18 protein-coding genes are annotated in these 23,335 nt (G+C 61.4%); 9 read left to right on the top strand and 9 right to left on the bottom strand.

The annotated features are described in order from the left end of the window. Window positions 1-12: 12 nt before the first annotated feature. Entirely contained in the window at window positions 13-2,046 is a 2,034-nt protein-coding gene (locus AC07WS_RS01660; protein ID WP_494727418.1) for a glycoside hydrolase family 2 protein, read from the bottom strand. A gap of 212 nt (window positions 2,047-2,258) precedes the next feature. On the opposite strand from AC07WS_RS01660, the gene AC07WS_RS01665 reads away from it, so the two are divergent. Then, on the top strand, window positions 2,259-3,935 hold the full coding sequence (locus AC07WS_RS01665) for a glycoside hydrolase family 43 protein (protein WP_494727419.1): 1,677 nt from the start codon (window positions 2,259-2,261) through the stop codon (window positions 3,933-3,935). Window positions 3,936-3,965: 30 nt separating this feature from the next. On the opposite strand, the gene glmS is transcribed toward AC07WS_RS01665, so the two are convergent. Further along, the gene (gene glmS / locus AC07WS_RS01670; protein WP_486063467.1) at window positions 3,966-5,795 is read right to left on the bottom strand and encodes a glutamine--fructose-6-phosphate transaminase (isomerizing); all 1,830 of its coding nucleotides are present in this window, start codon (window positions 5,793-5,795) and stop codon (window positions 3,966-3,968) included. Between the two features lie 139 nt (window positions 5,796-5,934). Here glmS and AC07WS_RS01675 point away from each other — a divergent pair, with 139 nt between their 5' ends. After that, window positions 5,935-6,387: an Lrp/AsnC family transcriptional regulator gene (locus AC07WS_RS01675; protein ID WP_494727420.1), complete on the top strand. Its 453-nt coding sequence runs from the start codon at window positions 5,935-5,937 to the stop codon at window positions 6,385-6,387. A gap of 372 nt (window positions 6,388-6,759) precedes the next feature. On the opposite strand, the gene glmU is transcribed toward AC07WS_RS01675, so the two are convergent. Further along, entirely contained in the window at window positions 6,760-8,124 is a 1,365-nt protein-coding gene (gene glmU / locus AC07WS_RS01680; protein WP_494727421.1) for a bifunctional UDP-N-acetylglucosamine diphosphorylase/glucosamine-1-phosphate N-acetyltransferase GlmU, read from the bottom strand. 41 nt (window positions 8,125-8,165) lie between these two features. Between glmU and AC07WS_RS01685 the strand changes: the two genes are divergently transcribed. The 5 genes from AC07WS_RS01685 (at window position 8,166) to AC07WS_RS01705 (ending at window position 11,355) form a co-directional block, all read left to right on the top strand. Continuing rightward, window positions 8,166-9,047 carry a DUF6279 family lipoprotein gene (locus AC07WS_RS01685; protein WP_494727422.1) on the top strand — a complete coding sequence of 294 codons (882 nt, stop codon included), beginning with the start codon at window positions 8,166-8,168 and terminating at the stop codon, window positions 9,045-9,047. A gap of 53 nt (window positions 9,048-9,100) precedes the next feature. Then, window positions 9,101-9,757 (top strand): 16S rRNA (guanine(966)-N(2))-methyltransferase RsmD, encoded by a 657-nt coding sequence (rsmD, locus tag AC07WS_RS01690; RefSeq protein WP_494727423.1) that lies wholly within the window; start codon window positions 9,101-9,103, stop codon window positions 9,755-9,757. 107 nt (window positions 9,758-9,864) lie between these two features. Next, window positions 9,865-10,362 carry a pantetheine-phosphate adenylyltransferase gene (gene coaD / locus AC07WS_RS01695; protein ID WP_161084294.1) on the top strand — a complete coding sequence of 166 codons (498 nt, stop codon included), beginning with the start codon at window positions 9,865-9,867 and terminating at the stop codon, window positions 10,360-10,362. A 12-nt stretch (window positions 10,363-10,374) separates the two neighbouring features. Further along, window positions 10,375-10,629: a YfhL family 4Fe-4S dicluster ferredoxin gene (locus AC07WS_RS01700; protein WP_494727424.1), complete on the top strand. Its 255-nt coding sequence runs from the start codon at window positions 10,375-10,377 to the stop codon at window positions 10,627-10,629. Window positions 10,630-10,761: 132 nt separating this feature from the next. Beyond that, complete coding sequence (locus tag AC07WS_RS01705) at window positions 10,762-11,355, top strand: chalcone isomerase family protein (RefSeq protein WP_494727425.1); 594 nt, start codon at window positions 10,762-10,764, stop codon at window positions 11,353-11,355. 42 nt (window positions 11,356-11,397) lie between these two features. Here AC07WS_RS01705 and AC07WS_RS01710 read toward each other — a convergent pair whose 3' ends face one another. Next, window positions 11,398-11,679, bottom strand: a complete 282-nt coding sequence (locus tag AC07WS_RS01710) for a hypothetical protein (RefSeq protein ID WP_494727426.1) — start codon at window positions 11,677-11,679, stop codon at window positions 11,398-11,400. A gap of 171 nt (window positions 11,680-11,850) precedes the next feature. Between AC07WS_RS01710 and AC07WS_RS01715 the strand changes: the two genes are divergently transcribed. Continuing rightward, the gene (locus AC07WS_RS01715; RefSeq protein ID WP_161088526.1) at window positions 11,851-12,819 is read left to right on the top strand and encodes a LysR family transcriptional regulator; all 969 of its coding nucleotides are present in this window, start codon (window positions 11,851-11,853) and stop codon (window positions 12,817-12,819) included. Here AC07WS_RS01715 and AC07WS_RS01720 read toward each other — a convergent pair whose 3' ends face one another. Both AC07WS_RS01720 and AC07WS_RS01725 read right to left on the bottom strand, forming a co-directional pair. Beyond that, window positions 12,820-14,385 (bottom strand): methyl-accepting chemotaxis protein, encoded by a 1,566-nt coding sequence (locus AC07WS_RS01720; RefSeq protein WP_494727427.1) that lies wholly within the window; start codon window positions 14,383-14,385, stop codon window positions 12,820-12,822. A 56-nt stretch (window positions 14,386-14,441) separates the two neighbouring features. Continuing rightward, complete coding sequence (locus AC07WS_RS01725) at window positions 14,442-14,897, bottom strand: Lrp/AsnC ligand binding domain-containing protein (protein WP_008443393.1); 456 nt, start codon at window positions 14,895-14,897, stop codon at window positions 14,442-14,444. A 212-nt stretch (window positions 14,898-15,109) separates the two neighbouring features. On the opposite strand from AC07WS_RS01725, the gene putA reads away from it, so the two are divergent. After that, window positions 15,110-18,766: a trifunctional transcriptional regulator/proline dehydrogenase/L-glutamate gamma-semialdehyde dehydrogenase gene (putA, locus tag AC07WS_RS01730; protein ID WP_494727428.1), complete on the top strand. Its 3,657-nt coding sequence runs from the start codon at window positions 15,110-15,112 to the stop codon at window positions 18,764-18,766. Between the two features lie 58 nt (window positions 18,767-18,824). Here the strand turns inward: putA and AC07WS_RS01735 are convergent, their stop codons facing one another. From AC07WS_RS01735 to AC07WS_RS01745, 3 genes are all read right to left on the bottom strand, one after another. Further along, window positions 18,825-19,472, bottom strand: a complete 648-nt coding sequence (locus tag AC07WS_RS01735; protein WP_494727429.1) for a formylglycine-generating enzyme family protein — start codon at window positions 19,470-19,472, stop codon at window positions 18,825-18,827. A gap of 1 nt (window position 19,473) precedes the next feature. Next, window positions 19,474-20,175 (bottom strand): 5'-methylthioadenosine/adenosylhomocysteine nucleosidase, encoded by a 702-nt coding sequence (locus AC07WS_RS01740; protein ID WP_494727430.1) that lies wholly within the window; start codon window positions 20,173-20,175, stop codon window positions 19,474-19,476. Between the two features lie 321 nt (window positions 20,176-20,496). Next, on the bottom strand, window positions 20,497-23,289 hold the full coding sequence (locus tag AC07WS_RS01745; protein WP_494727431.1) for a bifunctional diguanylate cyclase/phosphodiesterase: 2,793 nt from the start codon (window positions 23,287-23,289) through the stop codon (window positions 20,497-20,499). Window positions 23,290-23,335: the final 46 nt, after the last annotated feature.

A 23,335-nucleotide genomic window follows, 5' to 3' on the forward strand; every position in this document is an offset into this window, starting at 1 on the left:
GCGGGTAGCCAACTAGGGACTGGGAGCGGACGTCACCGGACGGTAATTCCACTCGACAGCGTCGCTCACCCCGCCGGCGCTGACTTCGATTCGGTTCGCGCCCTCGTTCAGCCGGAGCTGCCAACTGGCGATGCGGCCGACGACAGGCTGCTCGCCAAGCTCGGTCCCGTTCATGCGCAGGCGCACGGCTGGCTGGTTGCTGTACACCTTGAGCTGCAGGTCCGCCGCCGCGCGCTGCACCTGGCGGCGGGAGGTGATGTGGACCATGGGCGTAGGCGACCAGTTGGCCTGGTACCAGAAATAGGCATCCTTCTTCACGCTGCGGTCGAAGCTGACCAGCCCTTTGTCGTTGAAACCGGCGCTGTCGCCCTCATTGCGGCCCGCCGACGGGAAGTCGAAACCGACCCAGACAAAGTTCGACCAGAGCCAGGGGCGTGCCGCCAGCTGGCGCCATGCAGCCTCGTGATACAGGGACTGGTATTGTTCCGGATGCCAGCGGCCGCCGGCGGCAGGGCGCCGGGGCGGATCTTCCTGCTGTTGCGCGCTGGCCCCGGCGCCGTACTCGCTCACCGCCTGCGGCGTGGCGGGCTTTCGGGCGTGGTTCCGGTCTAGGAAGGGACCAAGGTCGGCAAACTCGCCGTCATACCAGCCGTAATACACATTGGAGCCGACCGCGTCGGTGTGCGCTGCCTGCGGGCCTTCGATCGGCGCGCAGCAATTGGCATACACCGTTGGCCGGTCGGGATCCTCGCGGCGCGCCATCTCGTGCAACAAGGCCAGCACGCGCGAGCTGTCTGCGTCGACCTTGTAGATTTCGTTGCCCAGCCCCCAGACCATGACCGACGGGTGGTTGCTGTTCTGGCGTATCAGTTCACGGAGCTGCTGGACGCTGTTGGCCAGGAATGCCTGGCTGGCGCTGACCGCCGCCGTCAGCGGCAATTCGGTCCAGACCAGCCAGCCGGCGCGGTCGGCCAGATCGTAAGCGTGCTGCGGATGCTGGTAATGGGCGTAGCGCAGGCCGGTCACGCCCAGGTCGGCGAGAATCCGGTAGTCAGCATCGATATCGGCCGCCGAAACAGCGGGGCCTTTGCCCGGCAGGAAGGTCTGGTGGACATTGACGCCATGGACGGGATAAGGATGGCCGTTCAGCAGAAGGCCGCGCGCCGGGTCGAGCCGGATGTCGCGGATGCCGACCTGGAAATCCAGCTGGTCCAGCGTTGCAGCTGCGCCTTCGGCATCGAGTGCGGCCTCGCTGGTGTACAGGTAGGGATCGGAAGCGCCTTGCCACAGGCGGGGCGAGGAGAGCGCACTTTCCAACGCCACGGTGGTGACGCTGCGCGGCGGCAGAGCGACCACCTTGCGCGCCGTGGCAACAACCTTGCCGCCTGCATCGCGCAAGCGCGCGTTGACCACGGCGCGCACGAGGTCTGCGCGCTCGTTGGCGACACGGGCGGTCCAGGCCAGCGAAGCGCGGCCAGGCGTGGCGTTGGAAGACTTGAAGTAGACGCCAGGGCCGCCGTAATCGAGCATGTCGAAGTGCACATCTCCGGTGCTCATCAGGCGCACTGGCCGGTAAAGGCCGCCGGCCATGGTGTAGTCGCCACCCAGCGGCGCCACGTCGGGATTGCTGGCATTATCGACCTTTGCCAGGAATTCATTGCGTCCCGGCTTGAGCCACGGAGTGACGTCAAAACGGAAGCGCGCGAATCCGCCTGCGTGGCTGCCAATACGGTGCCCATTGACCCACACTTCCGTAACGAGCATGGCGCCGTCGAATTCAAGGAAATGGCGCTGATCCCCGCGCATGGCGGGCAGGTCCAACGAGCGCCGGTAGTAGGCCGGTCCTCTGTAGTAGTGTGGACTGGCGCTGTCCGCTGCATTGAAGCTGTGGGGCAGGGTAACGCTTTGCCAGGGTTCGGTATCGGCTTTTCGGAATTCCCATCCTGCATCCAGGGGCGCCGATACGCGCGGCTGTGCCCAGGCAAGCAAGGGCGCCAGCAGCAGCGCCGGCGCCACCCGTATCCACGCGCGCAAAGACTTCCGCATATTCCCCCCAGATTGAGTCAGCAGGCATTGTCCACGGCGACACCCGGCCTGGCAATTATGAAATTCAGCAATTGCGCGTTCGATTTTGTAGACTCGCCTCAACGGCGCCCCCTCCAATGCTAGTATGCGATCGCTGACCAACGCCATGACCATCCGGGCATCGTGGCTCTTCGCATTCGCACTCCAACGACAAGTTCAGGAAGGCTATCTCCTTGTTTCGTCTCTCCTTGCTGGCTGCTCTCATGGCCGCGTCCTGTATCGGCAATGCACAAACATTGCGAGGCGCCGATGCATATTTTTCCTGGTTCCGCTACGAAGGACACAGCCTTGAGGGGTTGAAGCCCGATGCGAAGCATTTCGTCAATCCGATCGTCTCCGGCTACGCACCAGACCCCAGCCTGACTCAGGTTGGCAAGGACTATTATCTCGTCACATCCAGCTTCGCGCATTTTCCCGGGCTTCCGATCTATCACTCGACCGACCTCGTCAATTGGTCGCAGATCGGCAATGCCCTCGATCGGCCGGCACAACTGGATTTTCGCGGCCTGCAGGTTTCGGACGGCATGATGGCGCCGGACATTTCGTACCACGATGGCATTTACTACATTGTCTCGACTTTCCGCAGGAACTTCGTCATCACCGCATCCGATCCTGCGGGTCCCTGGTCCGATCCCTACTGGCTTGATGTCGAAGGGATCGACCCGTCGATTTTCTGGAACAGCGAAGACGGCAAAGCATATATCGTCAACAACGGTCCTCCTGAGGGAGCGCCCCGCTATCCGGGCCACCGCGTAATCTGGCTGCAGGAGTTCGATCCGAAAACACATACGACGGTGGGCGGGCGCGTGCCGCTGGTGGGAGGAGGCGAACACCCTCCCTCCATTTTCTGGGCCGAGGGGCCGCATCTTTTCAAGCGTAACGGCTATTACTATCTGCTCACCGCCGCTGGCGGAACCAAGCCGCACGAGCGCCATTCCGAACTGGTGTTCCGCAGCCGCAATTTGAAAGGGCCGTATGAAGCCTATGCCGGCAATCCGATCCTTTCCCAGCTTGACCTGCCTGCGGAGCGCAAGCATCCGGTTGAAAGCGCGGGCCATGCGAAATTCGTGCAGACCTCAAACGGCGACTGGTGGGCCGCGTTCCTCGCAGCCCGTCCCTACGCGCCGCAGTTGTATAACACGGGGCGGGAGACCTTCCTGTTGCCGGTAACTTGGAAAGACGACTGGCCGACCATCCTGCCGGCGGGCCGGGCGCTGCCGCTGGTGGTTGAGCGCCCCGAACTGCCGCATGGAGCCCAGCAGCCGACGCCACTCAATGGCGACTACGGCTACACCGACGACTTCAAGGGCCCTGCGCTCCAATTTGGCTGGATGAGTATCCGGAGCGACGGCACTCCGCATTACACCTTGCAGAACGGTGACCTTGTGCTCCGTCCGTCTACACCGCTTGGCGATCCGTCGGCCGTGCCATCGTTCGTCGGGAGAAAGCAGGCCCATGCGCACGCCGAAGCCAGCACGTCGATGCGTTTTACGCCGGCAGCGGAAGGCGAACGGGCGGGTCTCGCTGCCGTGCAAAGCGACCAGTCGTGGTTGTTCTTTGGCATCCAGCAAATAGAGGGCAGCCCGATGCTGGTATTGGCCGAACGCGATGGGGAGCAGGCTCCTCGCGTTGGCCGGGTGCTGGCGTCCCGGAAGTTGCCGGGCGCGCTAGCGCAAACAGTTCGCCTACGGCTTGCGTTCGATGCGGGGCGCGTGTCCGCTACGTATGCGCTGGACGATGGCAGGTGGAAGTCGCTAGAAAAGGATCTGGACGCCAGCTTCCTCAGCACGAAGAAGGCCGGCGGATTTGTCGGCACTGTAATCGGGCTGTACAACGCGGTACAGCCCTGATCAAACATTTGCTTGGGTTCATCCCCCTACTTACTCGACCGTCACCGACTTGGCCAGGTTGCGCGGCTTGTCCACATCGGTGCCGCGAGCCAGCGCCGAGTGGTAGGCCAGCAGCTGCAGCGACACCACGTGCAGGATAGGCGACAGCAGGCCGTAGTGTTCCGGCAGACGGATCACATGCACGCCCTCGCCCGAGGTGATGCGCGAGTCGACGTCGGCGAACACGTACAGCTGGCCGCCGCGCGCGCGCACTTCCTGCATGTTGGACTTCAGCTTCTCGATCAGCGCGTCGTTCGGGGCGATGGTCACAACCGGCATTTCTTCCGTCACCAGCGCCAGCGGGCCGTGCTTGAGTTCGCCCGCAGGATAGGCCTCGGCGTGGATGTAGGAAATCTCTTTCAGCTTCAGCGCGCCTTCCAGCGCGATCGGGTAGTGCATGCCGCGGCCCAGGAACAGCGCGTTTTCCTTGCGGGCGAAATCTTCCGACCAGGCGATGATCTGGGGCTCCAGCGCCAGCACGGCGGAAATCGCGACCGGCAGGTGGCGCATGGCTTTCAGGTGCTGTTCTTCTTCGGCGTCGGTCAGGCGGCCGTTCACCTGCGCCAGCGACAGGGTCAGCAGGAACAGCGCGGCCAGCTGCGTGGTGAAGGCCTTGGTCGAGGCCACGCCCACTTCCACGCCGGCGCGGGTGATGTAGGCCAGCTTGCACTCGCGCACCATGGCGCTGGTGGCGACATTGCAGATCGTCAGCGTGTGCTCCATGCCCAGACTGCGCGCGTGCTTGAGCGCAGCCAAGGTGTCGGCGGTCTCGCCGCTTTGCGAGATCGTCACCACCAGCGTGTTCGGGTGCGGCACGCTGTCGCGGTAGCGGTATTCGCTGGCGATCTCGACGTTGACCGGGATCTTGGCCACCGATTCGATCCAGTACTTGGCGGTCAGGCCGGAGTAGTAGCTGGTGCCGCAGGCCAGGATCAGCACGCGGTCGATCTGCTTGAAGACGTTGTAGGCGCCGTCGCCGAACAGTTCCGGCATGATGCCGGTGACGCCTTCGAGCGTATCGCCGATGACGCGCGGCTGTTCGAAGATTTCCTTCTGCATGTAGTGGCGGTACGGGCCCAGCTCGGCCGCGCCGGTGTGCGCCTGCACGGTCTTGACTTCGCGGGTGACCGGCTTGCCGTTGACGTCGACGATCCAGGTGCGCGCCAGTTGCAGGTCGACCACGTCGCCTTCCTCCAGGTAGATGATCTGGTCGGTGGTGCCGGCCAGCGCCATCGCGTCCGAGGCGACGAAATTCTCGCCCTGGCCCAGGCCGACGATCAGCGGCGAGCCCTGGCGCGCGGCCACCACGCGGTGCGGTTCTTCGCGCGCGAACACGGCGATCGCGTAGGCGCCGTGCAGGCGCTTGACGGCTTGCTGGACGGTGTCGAACAGGTCGCCGTTGTACATGTGGTCGACCAGGTGGGCGATCACTTCGGTGTCGGTCTGGCTCTGGAAGACGTAGCCGAGCGCGGTCAGTTCGGCGCGCAGTTCGTCGTGGTTTTCAATGATGCCGTTGTGGACCAGGGCGATGCGCGCCTGTTCGGTGGTCGGCGAGAAGTGCGGGTGGGCGTTGTGCGATGCCGGCGCGCCGTGCGTGGCCCAGCGGGTGTGGGCGATGCCGGTGAAGCCTTGCATGCCGACTTCGGCGATCTGCTTTTCCAGGTCGGCCACGCGCGAGGTGCTGCGCGAACGCTGCAACTGGCCATCCACGTGCAAGGCCACGCCGCAGGAGTCGTAGCCGCGGTATTCCAGGCGCTTGAGGCCCTCGATCAGGATGGGGGTGATGTTGCGTTGCGCTACCGCGCCGACGATGCCGCACATAGAAAACCTCGCTAAAAATAAGTCTAGCCATGCTAGAGCATGACTTCTGAAATATGCTTTCTAAATCCTGTATATTTTGGAATATTCTTTCACCGATGTTGATGTGTGAAATATTATTTCATTTTCGAGGAATATTTTTATGGATGAGATAGATCGTCGCATTTTGAATGCGCTGCAGATTGATTCGTCACAAACTAACAGCGAGCTGGCGCTGGCGGTCCATGTTTCCGCGCCGACTTGTTTGCGTCGGGTCAAGCATCTGACCGAGAGCGGGGTGATCCAGCGCCAGGTGGCCATCGTGGCGCCGGAGAAGGTCGGCCCCAGCCTGACGGCGATAGTGGAAATCTCGCTGGATGTCCAGGCGGCCGAGCGCATGGCCGAGTTCGAAGCCCATGTGGCGGGCGACGACGCCGTGCTGCAGTGTTACCGCGTGGCGCCGGGGCCGGATTTCGTGCTGATCGTGCAGGTGGCGGACATGCCGGCCTATCACGCGCTGGCGCACCGGCTGTTCGCCACGCAGGCCAATGTGCGCAATGTCAAAGCCTACTTTTCCACCTTCCGCAGCAAATTCGAGACGCGGATCGCGGTTTAGAGACTTATCCCTGGCTTATTCAACGGTTTCTGCACAGGTTTATCCACATCGGACTAGGACCGGGAAATGTTTTCCCGTTTTTTCCACGGCTTTTCCAAGGGCTATGCACGCGGTTATACCCAACCTTATCCACAGTAAATAGTTATCCTGATTTACTCACATGATTTCCCACAGGCTTATCCACATCCCGGCCTGAACCACAGCTGCATGCCGTCGCGCGCGGTCACTTTTCTCCTGCAAGCAGAGTTGTGCAGCGGTTTTCCCCGGCTTATACGCGGCTTTTTCACGGCTTATACGCACGCTTCTCCACATCGTTATCCACAAAATAAAAAAGCCGGGACATGTCCCGGCTTTGCTTGGAGTGCGGTGCTGTTACTTCGGCTTTTTCACCGGACGGCTCCAGTTTTCGATGGTGATCTGGCGCGCGCGGGAAATGGTCAGCTTGTCGGCCGGCGCGTCCTTGGTCAGCGTGGTGCCCGCGCCCAGCGTCGCGCCCTTGCCGACCGTCACCGGGGCGACCAGCTGGCTGTCGCTGCCGATGAAGGCGTCGTCTTCGATCACGGTGCGGAACTTGTTGACGCCGTCATAGTTGCAGGTGATGGTGCCGGCGCCGATGTTGACGCGCGAGCCGATCGTGGCGTCGCCGATGTAGGCCAGATGGTTGGCCTTGCTGTGCGCGGCGACCTGGCCGTTTTTGATTTCGACGAAGTTACCCACATGCACGTCCTCCGCCAGCACGGTGCCGGGGCGCAGGCGCGCGTACGGGCCGATGATGGACACTTCACCCACCACCGCCTCTTCGATATGGCAGAACGGCTTGATCTGGGCGCCGGCCAGGATGCGGGAATTGACGATCACGCAATGCGGCCCGACACGCACGCCGTCGGCCAGTTCGACCTTGCCTTCAAACACGCAGCCGACGTCGATGGTGACGTCGCGGCCGCAGACCAGCTCGCCGCGCACGTCGATGCGTGCCGGGTCCATCAGCGTCACGCCCTGTTCCAGCAATTTCAGCGCGATATTGGCCTGGTGGATGCGTTCGAGCTCGGCCAGCTGCACTTTGCTGTTCACGCCGGCCACCTCCCACTGCGCAGACGGCTGGGCCGACACCACCGGCACACCGTCCGCCACCGCCATGGCGACGATGTCGGTCAGATAGTACTCGCCCTGGGCGTTGTTGTTCTTCAGCGCGCCCAGCCATTGCTTCAGGCGCGCGGTCGGCACCACCATGATGCCGCTGTTGATCTCTTTGATGGCACGTTCGGCTTCATTGGCATCCTTTTGCTCGACGATGCGGACGATTTCGCCGTTTTCACGGACGATGCGGCCGAGGCCGAAGGGATCGTCCTGCACCACGGTCAGGATGCCCAGCTTGTCCTTGCCGGCCACGTCCACCAGCGCCTGCAGCGAGGCTGCTGTGGTCAGCGGCACGTCGCCGTACAGGATCAGGGTGGCGGCGCTGTCGTCCAGCGCGGGCAGCGCCTGCATGACGGCGTGGCCGGTGCCCAGCTGCGGTTCCTGCAGCGCGGTAGCAACTTTTTCCGGCTGCGCCGCCAGCATCTCCAGCACGGCCGCGCCACCATGACCGTAAATCACGCATAATTGGCTGGCAGACAGGCTACGCGCCGTATCCAGAACGTGCGACAACAGCGGCTTGCCCGCCAGTGGATGCAACACTTTCGGCAGCGCGGATTGCATGCGTTTGCCCATGCCGGCTGCGAGGATAACTACGTTCATAGGTGCCAAGTCAAGAGAGTTAATCAAAGCGAAAGTTTAACATGCCAATTATCCACAGCCGCGCACTGCGCCGCCTTTTGCTGGTCGTCCTGCTGGCGGTCCTGGCCGGCTGCAGTTCGCTGCGCCTGGCCTACAACCACGGCGATACCTTGCTGTACTGGTGGCTGGACGCCTATGTCGACCTCAACTCCGATCAAAAGGTCTGGGTCAAGCGGGATATCGACGACCTGTTCCGTTGGCATCGCAAGACCCAGCTGCACGACTACGCGCAAATCCTGCAGACGGCGCAGCGCCAGCTGGCAGGCAACCCGACGGCGGCCGACCTGATCGGCGATTACGACGAAGTCAAAAGCCGCACGCAATTGCTGCTGTTCAAGGCGCTGCCGGAACTGGCCGACCTGGTGCGCTCGCTGCAGCCGGACCAGATCGCCACGCTGGAAAAGAAATTCGCCGCCAACAACGCCGAGTTCCGCAAGAAGAACATGAAGGGCGACCTGGATGCCCAGCTGAAGTTCCGCTATAAAAAATCGATGGAGCAGTTCGAGCTTTGGTTCGGCAACTTCAGCCCGGACCAGGAGGCGCAAATCCGCAAGGCCTCCGACGCGCGGCCCCTGGACAACGACATCTGGCTGGACGAGCGCATGCGCCGCCAGAAAAACATCCTGACCCTGGTGCAGAAGGTACAGCGCGAAAAGCTGAGCAAGGAGGCCACGATGGCCCTGGTCCACACGCTGATCAAGGACACCTTCGAGCGCCTCGAACATTCCGAGCGCAAACAGTTCTTCGACGCTTACGAAGCCTCCACGGCACAGCTGGTACTGACCGTCGTCAAGATCGCCACGCCGGCCCAGAAAGCCCACGCGCACAAGCGCATGCAGGGCTGGATCGACGACTTCAACAGTCTGGCGGTGGAACCCCGCTAAGGCCCGTATGGTATAGTGGCCCCTGTTGAATCAATGACTTAGAACACAGCCACATGCCAAAGAAGCCCGCCAGCAAAGCAGCGAAACCCGCCAAAGTCCCGGTCCACGGTCCCCAGCACAGCAACCAGGTGCGCATCATCGGCGGCGCCTGGAAGCGCACGCCGCTGCCGGTGCTGAGCGCCTCCGGCCTGCGTCCCACGCCCGATCGCGTGCGCGAGACCGTATTCAACTGGATCAATCACCAGCGCGACGGCTATTGGGCCGATGCGCAGGTGCTGGACTTGTTCGCCGGCAGCGGCGCGCTGGGCTTCGAGGCGGCCAGCCGCGGCGCGCAATCGGTGACGATGATCGACACCGTGGTGCCGGTGGTGCGCCAGCTGGAAGACATCAAGGCCAAGCTGAAGGCCGACAACGTGCAGATCATGCGTGCCGACGCGCTGGCCGTGGCCCAGTCGGCCGCCGCGCGCGGCCAGAAATACGACCTGATCTTCCTCGATCCGCCGTACCAGCAGGAGTTCCTCGAACGCTGCCTGCCGCTGTGCACGCGCATCCTCAAAGAGGGTGGCCTGATCTACGCCGAATCCGGCCTGGCGCTGGAGTTCGACGAGGGCGACGTGCCGGAATGGATGGCGCCGTGGGAAGTGATCCGGGCTGACAAGGCCGGAATGGTGTTCTATCATTTGTTAAAGCACAAGGATGCGCTTGCCTAAACGCCGGTATTTGCCGCTAAATGGGCCGCAAGCAGCCCCAAATTAAGGCAGATAGGGTTTTTCAGGCATAATGCGCGTTCTATATTGGTGCACTGCAAGGAGCCGCGATGGTAGTAGCCGTTTATCCAGGAACTTTTGATCCGCTGACCCGTGGTCACGAAGATCTGGTGCGTCGCGCATCCGGTCTATTCGACACGCTGGTGGTGGGTGTTGCCGACAGCAAGAACAAGAAGCCGTTCTTCTCGCTGGAAGAGCGTCTGACCATCGCCAACGAAGTCCTGGGCCACTATCCCAACGTCAAGGTCGAGAGTTTCTCCGGCCTGCTGAAAGATTTCGTGCGCGAGCACGACGCCCGCGTCATCGTGCGCGGCCTGCGCGCCGTGTCCGACTTCGAGTACGAATTCCAGATGGCGGGCATGAACCGCTACCTGCTGCCCGACGTCGAAACCCTGTTCCTGACCCCGTCCGACCAGTACCAGTTCATCTCCGGCACCATCGTGCGCGAGATCGCGGTGCTGGGCGGCGACGTATCGAAGTTTGTTTTCCCATCGGTCGACCGCTGGCTGCAAAAGAAAATTGCCGCCAACAACGCCGCCGAGCAATAAGCGAGTTCCAGCATGGCCTTGATGATCACCGACGACTGTATCAATTGCGACGTTTGCGAGCCGGAGTGCCCGAACGACGCGATCTACATGGGCGCCGAAATTTACGAAATCAATCCGGACAAGTGCACCGAATGCGTCGGCCATTTCAATGAGCCGCAATGCCAGCAGGTGTGCCCGGTCAGCTGCATCCCCTTCAATCCCGCCTGGCGCGAGAGCGAAGAACAACTGCGCGAAAAATTCGAGCGTTTGCAGGCCGCCAAGGCCTGACGAGCCTAAAAAAGCATGACCGTGCGGCCAATTTGCGCCGCAGCGCGTTTTTGCCCCGCTCCCGGTGGTATATTCCAGCAACGCCCGCCTCGCAGGCGGGACGCTGGCATTTATATTCCTCGGAGACAACTCATGAATCGCAGAAACATCATCAAGAGCCTGATGGCAGCCGCCTTCCTGGCCGGCAGCTTCAGCCTGCCCGCATTTGCCGCCGTGGAAGTGGCCGGCGTCAAGTTCGACGACAGCATCAATGTCGCCGGCAAGGAACTCAAGCTCAACGGCGCGGGCCTGCGGACCAAGGTGATCTTCAAGGTCTACGCCGCCGGCCTCTACCTGACCGAAAAGAAAACCTCCGTGCCGGACGTGCTGGCCACGCCGGGCCCGCGCCGCGTGGCCATCACCATGTTGCGCGAAGTGAGCTCGGAAGACTTCGGCAAGGCCTTCATGGACGGCCTGAACAACAACACCGACAAGAACGAGCGCAGCAAGATCCTGCCGCAGACGATGAAGTTCGGCGAAGTGTTCGCGCAGATCCAGGCGCTGAAAAAGGGCGACCAGCTGACGCTGGACTGGAACCCGGGCGAGGGCACGCAGTGCTATCTGAACGGAAAGAAAATCGGGGAATTGATGCCGGACGTGGCGTTCTACAACGCCGTGCTGCGCATCTGGCTGGGTGATAAGCCGGTCGACAGTTCGTTGAAGCCCGCCCTGCTGGGCGAGAAGTAATGCTGCGGCGCGGTACCGGAGGCCGGTACCGCTGCCTTATCCTTAAGCACGCGAAGCCATGGCGCGCAGTTCGGCGGCGTGGCTGGGGTCGCCTTCCATCGCATTGAGCATGCGCTTGAGCATCATCGCGTCGCGCATCTGGCGGCGCTGCAGCTGCTCTTCCTTGCTGCGCTTGGGTTTGACGACCAGCATGGCGGCCCGCGCCAGGCCGCGCAGCAGCGGTTTGAACAGGACGGCCAGCGCGCACAAAGCGCCGCTCGCCAGCGCCAGCTCACCGGCGGCGGCCAAGGAAATATTCTGTACGACTGAGATGATGGTAGACATGTTGTTATACTGCATTTAGAATCAAGTGTAACTATAGTGCAGCGCAACATAAGTATCCAATTTACTTCCCCGATAACAATTATTCGTTTGGTGAATGGGATGTCTTATCATTGACGGGAAATCCATATTTCTCGATACTGCACTGACCCCAACCCCACATCCCGAGCCGACATGAGCTTTTTGACGCTGGACTTGAATTTGTTACGCGTCTTCGACGCCGTGATGACAGAGCAGAACCTGACACGCGCCGCCGGCCACCTGGCCATGACCCAACCCGCCGTCTCCAACGCCATCAAGCGCCTGCGCGAGAGCCTGGGCGACGAATTGCTGATCCGCACCGCCTACGGCGTCAAGCCGACCCCGCGCGCGGAGGCGCTGTGGCCGTCGGTGCGCAGCGCGCTGGCCAGCCTGGAGGCGGCGGTGGCGCCGGAGACCTTCGACGTGTCCGCCGCCCACGCCACCTTCCGCATGGCGATGGCCGACGCCACCGCCGCCTTCTGGCTGCCGTCGCTGATGCGTTCTATCGAAAGGGAGGCGCCGGGGGTCAACGTGCGCATGGTGCCGCTGACCACGCGCGAACCGCGGCCGATGCTGCTGCGCGGCGATATCGACCTGGCGGTGGGCTTCTTCCCCGGCGTGGCGGCGCAGCTGTCGTATGAGACCGGCTCGCCGATCCGCCATGAGCGCCTGTATTCGGGGCATTATGTGTGCGTGATGCGGCGCGACCATCCGCTGTCCAAGGTCGACCTGACCCTGGACAACTATTGCAAGGCCAACCACTTGCTGGTGAGCTTCTCCGGCCGCGCGCACGGCCTGGTCGACGAGGCGCTGGCGCAGATCCAGCGCGAGCGCCGCATCCTGCTGACCGTGAACCAGTTCTTCACGGCCGGCCGCGTGGTGGCCAATTCCGACCTGATCACGGTGCTGCCGCGCCACCTGATCGCCTCCACCGGCATGACCGATGCGCTGATCTCCAAGGAATTGCCGTTCCAGCTGCCGGCCGTGCACCTGGACATGCTGTGGCACGAGCGCGACGCCCGCAGCCCGGCCCACAAGTGGCTACGCATGAACCTGGAAGGCATGAACTCCGTGGCCCAGCGCACCGCGCCGGGCACGGCGCCCAAGAACGACACCTACTGATTACTGGTGGCTGGAGCGGTAACCCACGCGGAAACCGCCCCAGTGCTTGCCGTTCACATAGATCGGCGCCGACAGGTCGTGCATCACTTCGCCGGTGTCGCGCTTGTAGGTTTGCAGCAGGAAGGGCTTGGTGTTCGAGCCGCAGCGCTTGCCGGTGCGGTCGCTGAAGATGCGCTTGGTGCGGTTGTTGACCATGTCGACGTCGTAATCGCCCGTCAGCGGCTGCGAAAACTTCTTGTTGTGGGTGGGGAAATATCCATTGTTATCCACAGCGCCGGCGTAGGCCAGCTGCGGCATCGCCGCCAGCACGCCTTCCTGCAGCTGCGGCAGGGCCCGGTCGGTGAAATCGTCGAAACGGGTCTTGTGCTTGGGCGGATCGGTGTTCGGGATCGGCGTGTAGTGGCGGTCGAACAGCGCTTCGCGCGTGATCTTGCCGGAGGCGATGGCGGCCTCGAACAACCGTCCCACCTGCGCGGCCGCCTGCTGCGCGGCAATGCGGATCGCGTCGTGCGAGGTTTCGATCGACGACTCGCTCAGCGCGGCGGTAATGACTTCGGCCCGTTCCGCCAGCGCCATCGCCGAGCTGGCGGCGCGCGGCAATTCCTTCTCGGTCGATAACAAGCTGTCGCGGATGCTGGCGATGGCGGCGGCGATTTCCTCGGTGGTGGCGACATGTTCGCGCGAGGCCCGCGCGATTTCGCCGATCTCTTCCTCCGACACGCCGGAGGAGCGCTCGATATTGCCCAGCAAGCCGTGCACGGTTTCCACATTGCCGGCCGCCTCGCTGACCTTGGCCGCCAGCGAATTCATGCCGGTGGCCGCCTGCTCGGCCTGCTGATTGATTTCGCGCACCATGGTGCTGATTTCGTCGGTGGCTTCCTTGGTGCGCAGCGCCAGCTGGCGCACCTCGCTGGCGACCACGGCAAAGCCGCGTCCCTGCTCACCGGCGCGCGCGGCCTCGATGGCGGCATTGAGCGCCAGCAGGTTGGTGCGGGCCGAGATTTCGCTGATGGCCTCGGTAAATCCGTAAATTTTGCGTGAATTCGTTTGCAAGCTGGCCATGACGGCCGCCGCGGTCTGCGCATCCTGGCGCGCCGTATTGATGCGCTGCAAACCATGATCGGCCTCGGTGCGGCCGGTCACCGTCTCGCCGCGCACCTGGGCGGCGATCTTGGCGGCGCGCTCGGCATTGACGGCAATGGCGGCCGTGGCCTGCGCATTGTGGGCCGAACTGCGGGCGATGCCGCCAGCCGTCCCCACGTCCAGCTCGATTTTCTTTTTGACGGAATCGACGAAATACGAGGTTTCCGCCGCGCCGATCATGATGGCATCGATTTCATCGCCGACCACAAGAGCGAAACGCTTGACGCCATCCTCGTCGCCATTCTGCCGGGCGGCCCACCACGCCACTGCGGCCCCGCCCAGCGCGGCCGGCGCGGCCGTGTAGACCAGGGCCGCGCCGTCGCCGGCCACCAGCTTGAATAAATATGCCAGGCAAGTACCACCCGCCGTCGCGCCCAAAATCCACAATCCACGTTGCACCAGCCTGTGCTGCAAAAGCTTCATTTGTCCCCCGTTTTACCAGGCGCCTTGGGCGTCTCGACTAATTTATTTCCCTGATGCTATTTTATCGGTAACTTGGTGGTATTCTTCACTTCTTCCATCACGGCGTAGGTGTGGGTTTCACGTACGCCCTTCTGGAGCAGGGTTTTACCCAGGAATTCGCGGTAGGCCGCCATGTCCTTGACGCGGGCTTTGACCAGGTAGTCGAAGCCGCCGGCAACCATGTGGCATTCCAGTACTTCGGGGATGACCTGCACGCTGTGTTTGAAGGCGTCGAACACTTCGGGCGTGGTGCGATCGAGCACCACTTCGATGAAGACGAGCAGGGATACGTCGAGCAGTTGCGGATTGAGCTGCGCGGTATAACCCATGATGTAGCCGGACTCGTGCAACTTACGCACGCGTTCCAGGCAAGCGGCCGGTGACAGGTTCACGCGCGCCGCCAGCTCCACATTGCTGATGCGGCCATCGCTCTGCAATTCCATCAAGATTTTTTTGCTGATCTTGTCTAACATTTCCGGGAACTCCCAAATAAATATTATTTGGTTAAATTGTCGCACTAAAAACAATCTATTGCTAGTCCCCTGCAATACCAGAATTAATCCAGAAGAAATCACTTTACAATCGAATCATCAGCAGTTGACTCAGATTCACGCTCGCCAGCACCCGCCGGCCGAGCGTTTTTTTGTAATGTACTGCGCCAAAATTTCTATTCTGAGAGTATTCAATGCAAGCAGCAGCAAGCACCGGTTTCACCCCTTTCGCCGCCTTGCAGGACGAGATCCTGCGCGACCCGATTCCCCTGCGCGCAGCAGTGACGGCAGCCTATCGCCGCGACGAGGTCAGCGCCGTTCAATGGCTGCTGGAACAGATCAAAAACAACGACGCCGGCACGCTGCAGCAGGCCCAGCAACTGGCCCATAAACTGGTCAGCTCGGTGCGCGAACAGCGTACCCGCGCCTCGGGCGTCGATGCCCTGATGCACGAGTTTTCGCTGTCGTCGGAAGAAGGCGTGGCGCTGATGTGCCTGGCCGAAGCACTGTTGCGTATTCCCGACAACGCCACCGCCGACCGCCTGATCGCCGACAAAATCAGCAAGGGCGACTGGCGCAAGCACCTGGGCGAATCGCCTTCGCTGTTCGTCAACGCCGCCACCTGGGGCTTGCTGATCACCGGCAAGCTGGTGTCGACCAGCAGCGAGACCGGCCTGGGCTCGGCCCTGACCAAGCTCATCTCCAAGGGCGGCGAACCGCTGATCCGCAAGGGCGTGGACCTGGCGATGCGCATGCTGGGCAACCAGTTCGTCACCGGCCAGACCATCGCCGAGGCCATCAAGAACGGCCAGGCCAACGAGGCGCGCGGCTACCGTTATTCCTACGACATGCTGGGCGAGGCCGCGCTGACCGAGGCCGACGCCAAGAATTACTACGCTTCCTACGAAACCGCGATCCATGCGATCGGCAAGGCATCGAACGGGCGCGGCATCAAGAACGGCCCCGGCATTTCGGTGAAACTGTCGGCGCTGCACCCGCGCTACAGCCGCGCCCAGCGCGCCCGCGTGATGGAAGAACTGCTGCCGCGCGTGCGCGAGCTGATGCTGCTGGCCAAGCACTACAACATCGGCCTGAACATCGACGCGGAAGAGGCCGACCGCCTGGAACTGTCGCTGGACCTGATCGAAGCGCTGGCGCACGAGCCCGAGCTGGCCGGTTTCGAAGGCATCGGCATCGTCGTACAGGCCTACCAGAAGCGCTGCCCCTTCGTCATCGACTACCTGATCGACCTTGCCAAGCGCAGCGGCCGCAAGTTCATGGTGCGCCTGGTCAAGGGCGCGTACTGGGATGCCGAAATCAAGCGCGCCCAGGTCGACGGCATGAGCGGCTATCCGGTCTACACGCGCAAGGTCTACACCGACGTGTCCTACCTGGTGTGCGCGCAAAAGCTGCTGGGCGCGACCGGCGTGATCTATCCGCAGTTCGCCACCCACAACGCGCAAACCCTGTCGACCATCTACACCTGGGCCAAGCGCGACGGCGTGACGGACTACGAATTCCAGTGCCTGCACGGCATGGGCGAATCCCTGTACGACCAGGTGGTCGGCAAGGACAACCTGGACAAGCCTTGCCGCATCTACGCCCCGGTCGGCACCCACGAAACGCTGCTGGCCTACCTGGTGCGCCGCCTGCTGGAAAACGGCGCCAATTCCTCCTTCGTCAACCAGATCGTCGACGAAGCCATCCCGGTCGAATCGCTGATCAAGGATCCGGTGGCGCTGGCACGCGAACAGGGCGGCCTGCCGCACACCGGCATCGCGCTGCCGCTGGACATGTTCGGCGCCGAGCGCAAGAACTCGTCCGGTTTCGACCTGGCCAACGAAGACGTGCTGCGTAAAATTTCAGCGGAACTGGCCGCGCCGCGCCACTGGCACGCCGCGCCTCTGCTGGCGGGCGGCCTGAGCGCCGGCCAGCCGGTGCAGGACGTGAGCAACCCGGCGCAACGCAGCGACATCGTCGGCCAGCTGGTGGAGGCGAGCGCCGCCGATGTCGAAACCGCGCTGACCAGCGCCAGCAATTTCGCCATGGATTGGCAGACCACCGAGCCGTCGCAACGCGCGGCCGCGCTGAACCGTGCCGCCGACCTGTTCGAGGCCAACGCCATGGAGCTGATGACGCTGGCGATCCGCGAAGCCGGCAAATCGCTGCCGAACGCCATCGCCGAACTGCGCGAGGCGGTCGACTTCCTGCGCTACTACGCGGCCGAAGTGCACGGCTCGACCAACACGCTGGCCTTGGGTCCGGTGACCTGCATCAGCCCGTGGAACTTCCCGCTGGCGATCTTCACCGGCCAGGTGGCAGCGTCGCTGGCCGCCGGCAACGTGGTGCTGGCCAAGCCGGCCGAGCAGACGCCGCTGATCGCCCACCGCGCCGTCGAGCTGCTGCACGAAGCGGGCGTTCCGCGCGCCGCGCTGCAATTCCTGCCGGGCCGCGGCGAAGTGGTCGGCGCCGCCCTGACCGCCGACGCGCGCGTCAAAGGCGTGATCTTCACCGGCTCGACCGAGGTGGCGCAGCTGATCAACCGCACTCTGGCCAAGCGCGCCGTCGCGGAAAACGCCGACATTCCGCTGATCGCCGAAACCGGCGGCCAGAACGCCATGATCGTCGATTCCTCGGCGCTGCCGGAGCAGGTGGTGCAGGATGCGATTTCGTCGGCCTTCGACAGCGCCGGCCAGCGCTGCTCGGCGCTGCGGGTGTTGTTCCTGCAGGAAGATATCGCCGACAAGACCATCAAGATGCTCAAGGGCGCGATGCAGGAACTGAAAGTCGGCTGCCCCGATCGCCTGGTGACCGACATCGGCCCGGTGATCGACGCCGAAGCCCAGCAAAACCTGCTGGCGCACATCAACAAACTCAAGGCAACCGCGCTGAACTACTTCTCGCTGGACCTGCCGGCCAGCGTGACGTCGGCCGGCACCTTTGTGCCGCCGACTGTGCTGGAAATCCGCTCGCTGTCGGAACTGACGCAGGAAGTGTTCGGCCCGGTCCTGCACGTGATTCGCTACAAGCGCGCCGATCTGCCCAAGCTGATCGAACAGATCAACGAAAGCGGCTACGGCCTGACGCTGGGTGTCCACTCGCGCATCGATGAAACCATCGACTACATCAGCTCGCGCGCGCATGTCGGCAATATCTACGTCAACCGCAACATCGTCGGCGCGGTAGTGGGTGTGCAGCCGTTCGGCGGCGAAGGCAAATCCGGCACCGGCCCGAAAGCCGGCGGCCCGCTGTATCTGAAGCGTCTGCAGCGCGGCGCCATCATCAGCGCGCAACACGAGCGCCAGGCGACGCCTGGCCTGGACGCGCTGACCGTCTGGTCGAAAATGCACGGCCACGAGCGCATCGCCACCCTGGCGGAGCAATACAGCCGCACCACGATGCTGGGCAGCTTGACGGTATTGCCGGGCCCGACGGGCGAACGCAACACGCTGGCGCTGGTTGCGCGCGGCGCCGTGGTCTGCGCGGCCGGCACGCAAGCCGGCCTGTTGAACCAGCTCGCGGCGACCCTGGCGACCGGCAATATGGCGCTGGTGACGGCTGAATCGTCCAAATTGCTGCCTGCGGACCTGCCTGCCGTGGTCAAAGACCGCATCCAGGCTATTAGCAGCCTGGACAGCTTCAACGGCGATTTCCAGATCGCGCTGGTGGAGACGATGCTGGTCGGCGGCCTGCGTGCCTCGCTGGCGGCCCGTAGCGGGGCGCTGGTGGGCCTGATCGACACCAACGAGGATGGCGCCATCCCCCTGTGGCGTTTGCTCGCTGAGCGCGCTCTGTGCGTGAATACGACCGCGGCCGGCGGCAACGCCAGCCTGATGACGCTGGACGCATAAACCTATCACCTGTTGTTGTTTTGGGGCCGGGATAAAACCCGGCCCTTTTTTTGCCTGATCAGGCCAACGGCCGGACCACCCGGAAGCCGAGATCGTCGATGGCGAAGGTGGGATGGCTGCGGCGGCGGTTCGTCGCCAGGCAGCCCCGTTCGGCATCCGACCAGCCCCCGCCACGGAATACCCGGTACGGCCCATAAACCGCCGGATCGTACTGGTCTTCGCACCATTCCCAGACATTGCCCAGCATGTCGTGCAGACCCCAGCTGTTGGGCTGTTTCTGGCCGACCGCGTGCGGGCGACCGCCTGAATTTTCCCGGTACCAGGCGATCTCCCCAAGATCGCCATAGCGCGGGCCATTGGTGCCGGCCCTGCATGCATATTCCCACTCGGCTTCGGTGGGCAGGCGGTAGCCGTTGCTGCCGGCTATGCGCGAAGCGCTCATGCCATCGTCGTCCAACTCGTAAGCGGCGCGGAAACCGGCGCTGTTCGACAACAGATTGCAGAACCGGACAGCATCGACCCAGGAGACGTTCTCCACCGGACGTTGAGCGGAAACGCGGGACGAGGGCCAAAGCCCGGTGGCGGCCGCATATTGCGCTTGCGTGACCGGATAGCAGCCGATCGCAAAAGCGGGCAGCTCCACCACCCAGGCTCGACCGGTTCGATCGTCCCTCATGGCGATGGTGCCGCCGGGGATAACCATCATTTCAGACGGATCCGACATGTTCCCTGCAAAAGCGCTCAATCACATCAAAAGCATAACGGGAAGCCACGGTTTTGATGAAATGCATGAAATCGACGGCGGCGTCGTCGTTGGCGTTGTCGGAGATCGTGCGGATGACGGCAAACGGAATGCCTAGCTCAAAACAAACCTGCGCGACTGCGGCGCCTTCCATTTCCACTGCCAATAAATCAGGCAAAGCAGCCTTTAACGCCTGAATTTGGGCCAATTTGCCAATAAATTGATCACCGCTGGCGATCATTCCACGGTGTACGCGCGTGGTTTGTGCGGCTGCGGCAGCCAATTGCTCAGTCAAAGCGGTATCGGTCGCGAAGCGCGACAAGCCCGTCAACGGGATTTCAAACTGTGGAAAAAGCGGGCTGGCATCGAAATCATGCTGAACCAGTTCCTCAGCGACGACGATATCCCCGACTTTTACATTTTTATCCCCGCTTCCGGCGACGCCGGTGAAGACGATGTGGGTAACTCCGAACTTTTCCACAAGGATGGAAGCTGTCATAGCCGCTGCAACCTTGCCTATACGCGACAGAACGCACACAGCGTCGATTTCCCAGAGTTTCCCACCCGTGTACTCCCTCATGCCATGGACGAGCTTGTAGGGGCTCTCAAGGGCTTCTATCAGCCCATGCTGTTCTTCAGCCAACGCGCTGATGATGCCTAAACGCATACTTTTCCTTGGTTTTTGACGATGGAGGCTGTGGATTTCAAGCGGTTTTTCCACAGAGGTTTACGAAAATCGGTCGATTTTAAGGCGTTTTTTGTGCTCTGGGGTGTTTTCAGAGCGCGAGCAGGCCTTCAGATTCGGTTTACTTGTTTACAAAGGATTTATATAAAAATAGTAGTAATAGTAAACGACCAAAAGCCTGTGGATAAGTCATGTATACGTTTACAAATCATTTGTTTACGCGAAAGATAAACACTTGCATAAGCGCTGTACCAGTTCAGGAGCAATTCTGTATAAAATGTCGTCCTTTGGACAACTTCGTCCTTACTCACAAGTCGTCCTGTGGATATCCAGCGAGTTATTCACAGGTGCCAGCTGGTTTTTGATCTGTTTTTCCAATTCTTCGCCCGAAATCGGCTTGGAAAACAGGTATCCCTGTCCTAAATCGCATCCGGCGGCCGTCAAGGCGGCCAGTTGTTGAGGTGTTTCGATGCCTTCGGCGATCACTTTGATGTCCAGCTTGTGCGCCATGGCGATAATTGCCTCGCAAAGCACGACGCCATCCGTCCCATTCGACAGATTGGAGACAAAAGTCGGGTCGATTTTGATGTAATCGATATCGAATCGCCTCAAAAATGCCACTGAGCAATAACCGGTGCCGAAATCGTCGAGCGAAATCTGCATATGGGCATGTTGAAGCGCCAGCATTCGCTCCGAAACCGAGTTTGCCGTATCCAGCAGCAAGTTTTCCGTCACTTCGATGATGATGCTGTTCGCATCCAGATGCAGTTCCTGGAGAAAATCCAGCCATTGTTCGTAATTGCTGCCGTTGTCGCGGAACTGCCACGCGGATTTGTTCACGCTGATCTGGAAATCGGGCAATCCCAGAGCCTGCAGCTTTTGCACTTCCCGAGCCGCCTGCTTGAAAACCCAGTCGCCGATGCCGACGATCATGCCGCTGCTTTCCGCGATGCTGATAAATTCGGCAGGATTGAGCAGTCCGCGCACTGGATGTTGCCAACGGACCAGCGCTTCCGCCTTGCAGATATTGCCGCTGGCCAGGTCGATTATCGGCTGGAACAAGATCCGCAATTCGTCGTGATTGACCGCTTCGCGCAATTCGTTGACCAAAGTCATGCGCACGCGCGTCGCTTCCTGCATGAACGGGGCGAAATAATTGAAGCGGTTGCGGCCCTGCTGTTTGGCCGCGTACATGGCCTGGTCGGCGTTTTTGATTAAAGTTTCAGCATCGGCGCCGTCTTCGGGATAGAGCGTGATGCCGATGCTGCTGGAAATATGGGCGATATGTTTGTCCCCGGCATTGCCAAGGTTGAACGGCGTGCTCATTTGCCTGAGGATTTCCTGCGCCGTCCGGACGACGTCGCCGGCGTTGTGCAGCTCGCTCAGGATGATGGTGAATTCGTCGCCTCCCAGCCGCGACACCGTATCGGTCCCGCGCACGGCGCCGGACAAGCGGATTGCCACTTCTTTGAGCAGCAAATCGCCCTTATCGTGGCCGAGGGTGTCGTTGATTTCCTTGAAGTGATCCAGATCCATGAACACCAGCGCCATCGGCAGGTGCGAGCGGTCGGTCTTTTTCATTTCCTGACGTAGATGCTCATGGAACATGCGCCGGTTCGGCAGCCCGGTCAGCGCATCGAAATTGGCCTGGCGCCAGACCAGTTCTTCCGATGCCTTCCTTTTGGTGATGTCGCTCAATAGCGCTACATAGCGGAATGGATTGCCCAATTCATCATAGACAGTGTTGAAGCGCATCGCGACCAGATACTCTTCGCCGTCTTTGTGTTGATGCCAGAGTTCGCCTTCCCACTGGCCGGTATGGGCGATCGACTCGAACATGCGTGTGTAGAAGTTGATGTCCTGGCGGCTGGTCGTCAACTCATAGCCGCGGTGGCCGATAACTTCTTTTTCCGTATAGCCGCTCAGCAGGGAAAAGGCTGGATTCACGGTCAAAATCCGGCCGTCCGCGTCGGTGACCATCATGCCTTCGCCGCTGTTTTGGAAAAGCAAGGCCGCCAGCTTCATGGATTCTTCGTTTTTCTTGCGTTCCGCTTCGTTGGCCAGCAGCTTTTGTTCCATTTCCCGGCTGGCGGAGTAGAGGGCGCGGAAGCGCAGTTCGCGTTCTTCCTGCCTGGTGTATGTGCGCAGTGAAAAATGACCGGCGCCTGCGATCAGGATCAACAGCAAGATCAAGCCAGCGCCAGCAATCAAAGAATTTTGCTGAAGCAATCTGGCCGATTCGGAATCGCTGCTGCCGACGACGATGATCAAAGGAAGCTTTTCAAAAACGCGGTAGCTGAATACGCGCGTGAAATTGTCGGTGTTGGTGATGGTTTTGTAAGTGCCTGAGCTGGCGCGGCGAACATTGTCGAACAGGTCGGTCGATCCGAGGTCGCGGGCAAACGATTCCTCAAAATTCGGGACGCTGGCGATGACTTTGCCGCCGGCATGCACCAGCGCGATAGAGATGTCGGAATTGAAGCGCGAATTTTCAAATACGGTGACGTAGCGGCTGACGTTGAGCGGAGCCACGATTACTCCCAGAAATTCTCCCTTGGCGCTTTCCACCCGGCGGCTGAGAAAAAACAACCTTTGGCTGCTGCGCAGGCCAAGTGCGGGTTCTCCAATGAATAATTTGCCGCGCATCGCGATATCCAGATGGGCTTTGAAGTAGTCGCGCTCGGCATAGCGGGAACCGTTGATGTTGTTGCCGGTGGAGGTGGCGATTGCCACGCCCTTGGTGTCGAGAAAAGTGATCCAGTATTCACCGTTGAAAGTGGAGCCGCGCGAGGACAACAGTTCCGACATCATTTCCGGTGAGTTCCGTTGTTGCGCGTTCAAAACCTTGATGGCGTTGGCAAAGCCTATCAACGACAGGTCGACCGATTGAAGCGAATACAGCACATGCGCTTCCATCGCTTTGACGTGATGTTCGGTTTGGGTTTTGACCGCGAGTTCGCGTTCAACGTAGCTGGTGCGGAATTGAGTAACGACTACGGCAATGGCTAGGGTAGCCATCAGGAAAAGGCCCGTGATCAGACGTCGCCGAAAACGCAGATAAGCCGGCGACCGCAGATGTTTGCGCTGTGAGGACAAAATGTCTCCGCCAGAGGCTGGTTGTTTGCGAATTCAGTATAGGGGA

Source organism: Duganella sp. GW821-FHT01E12 (assembly GCF_059422325.1).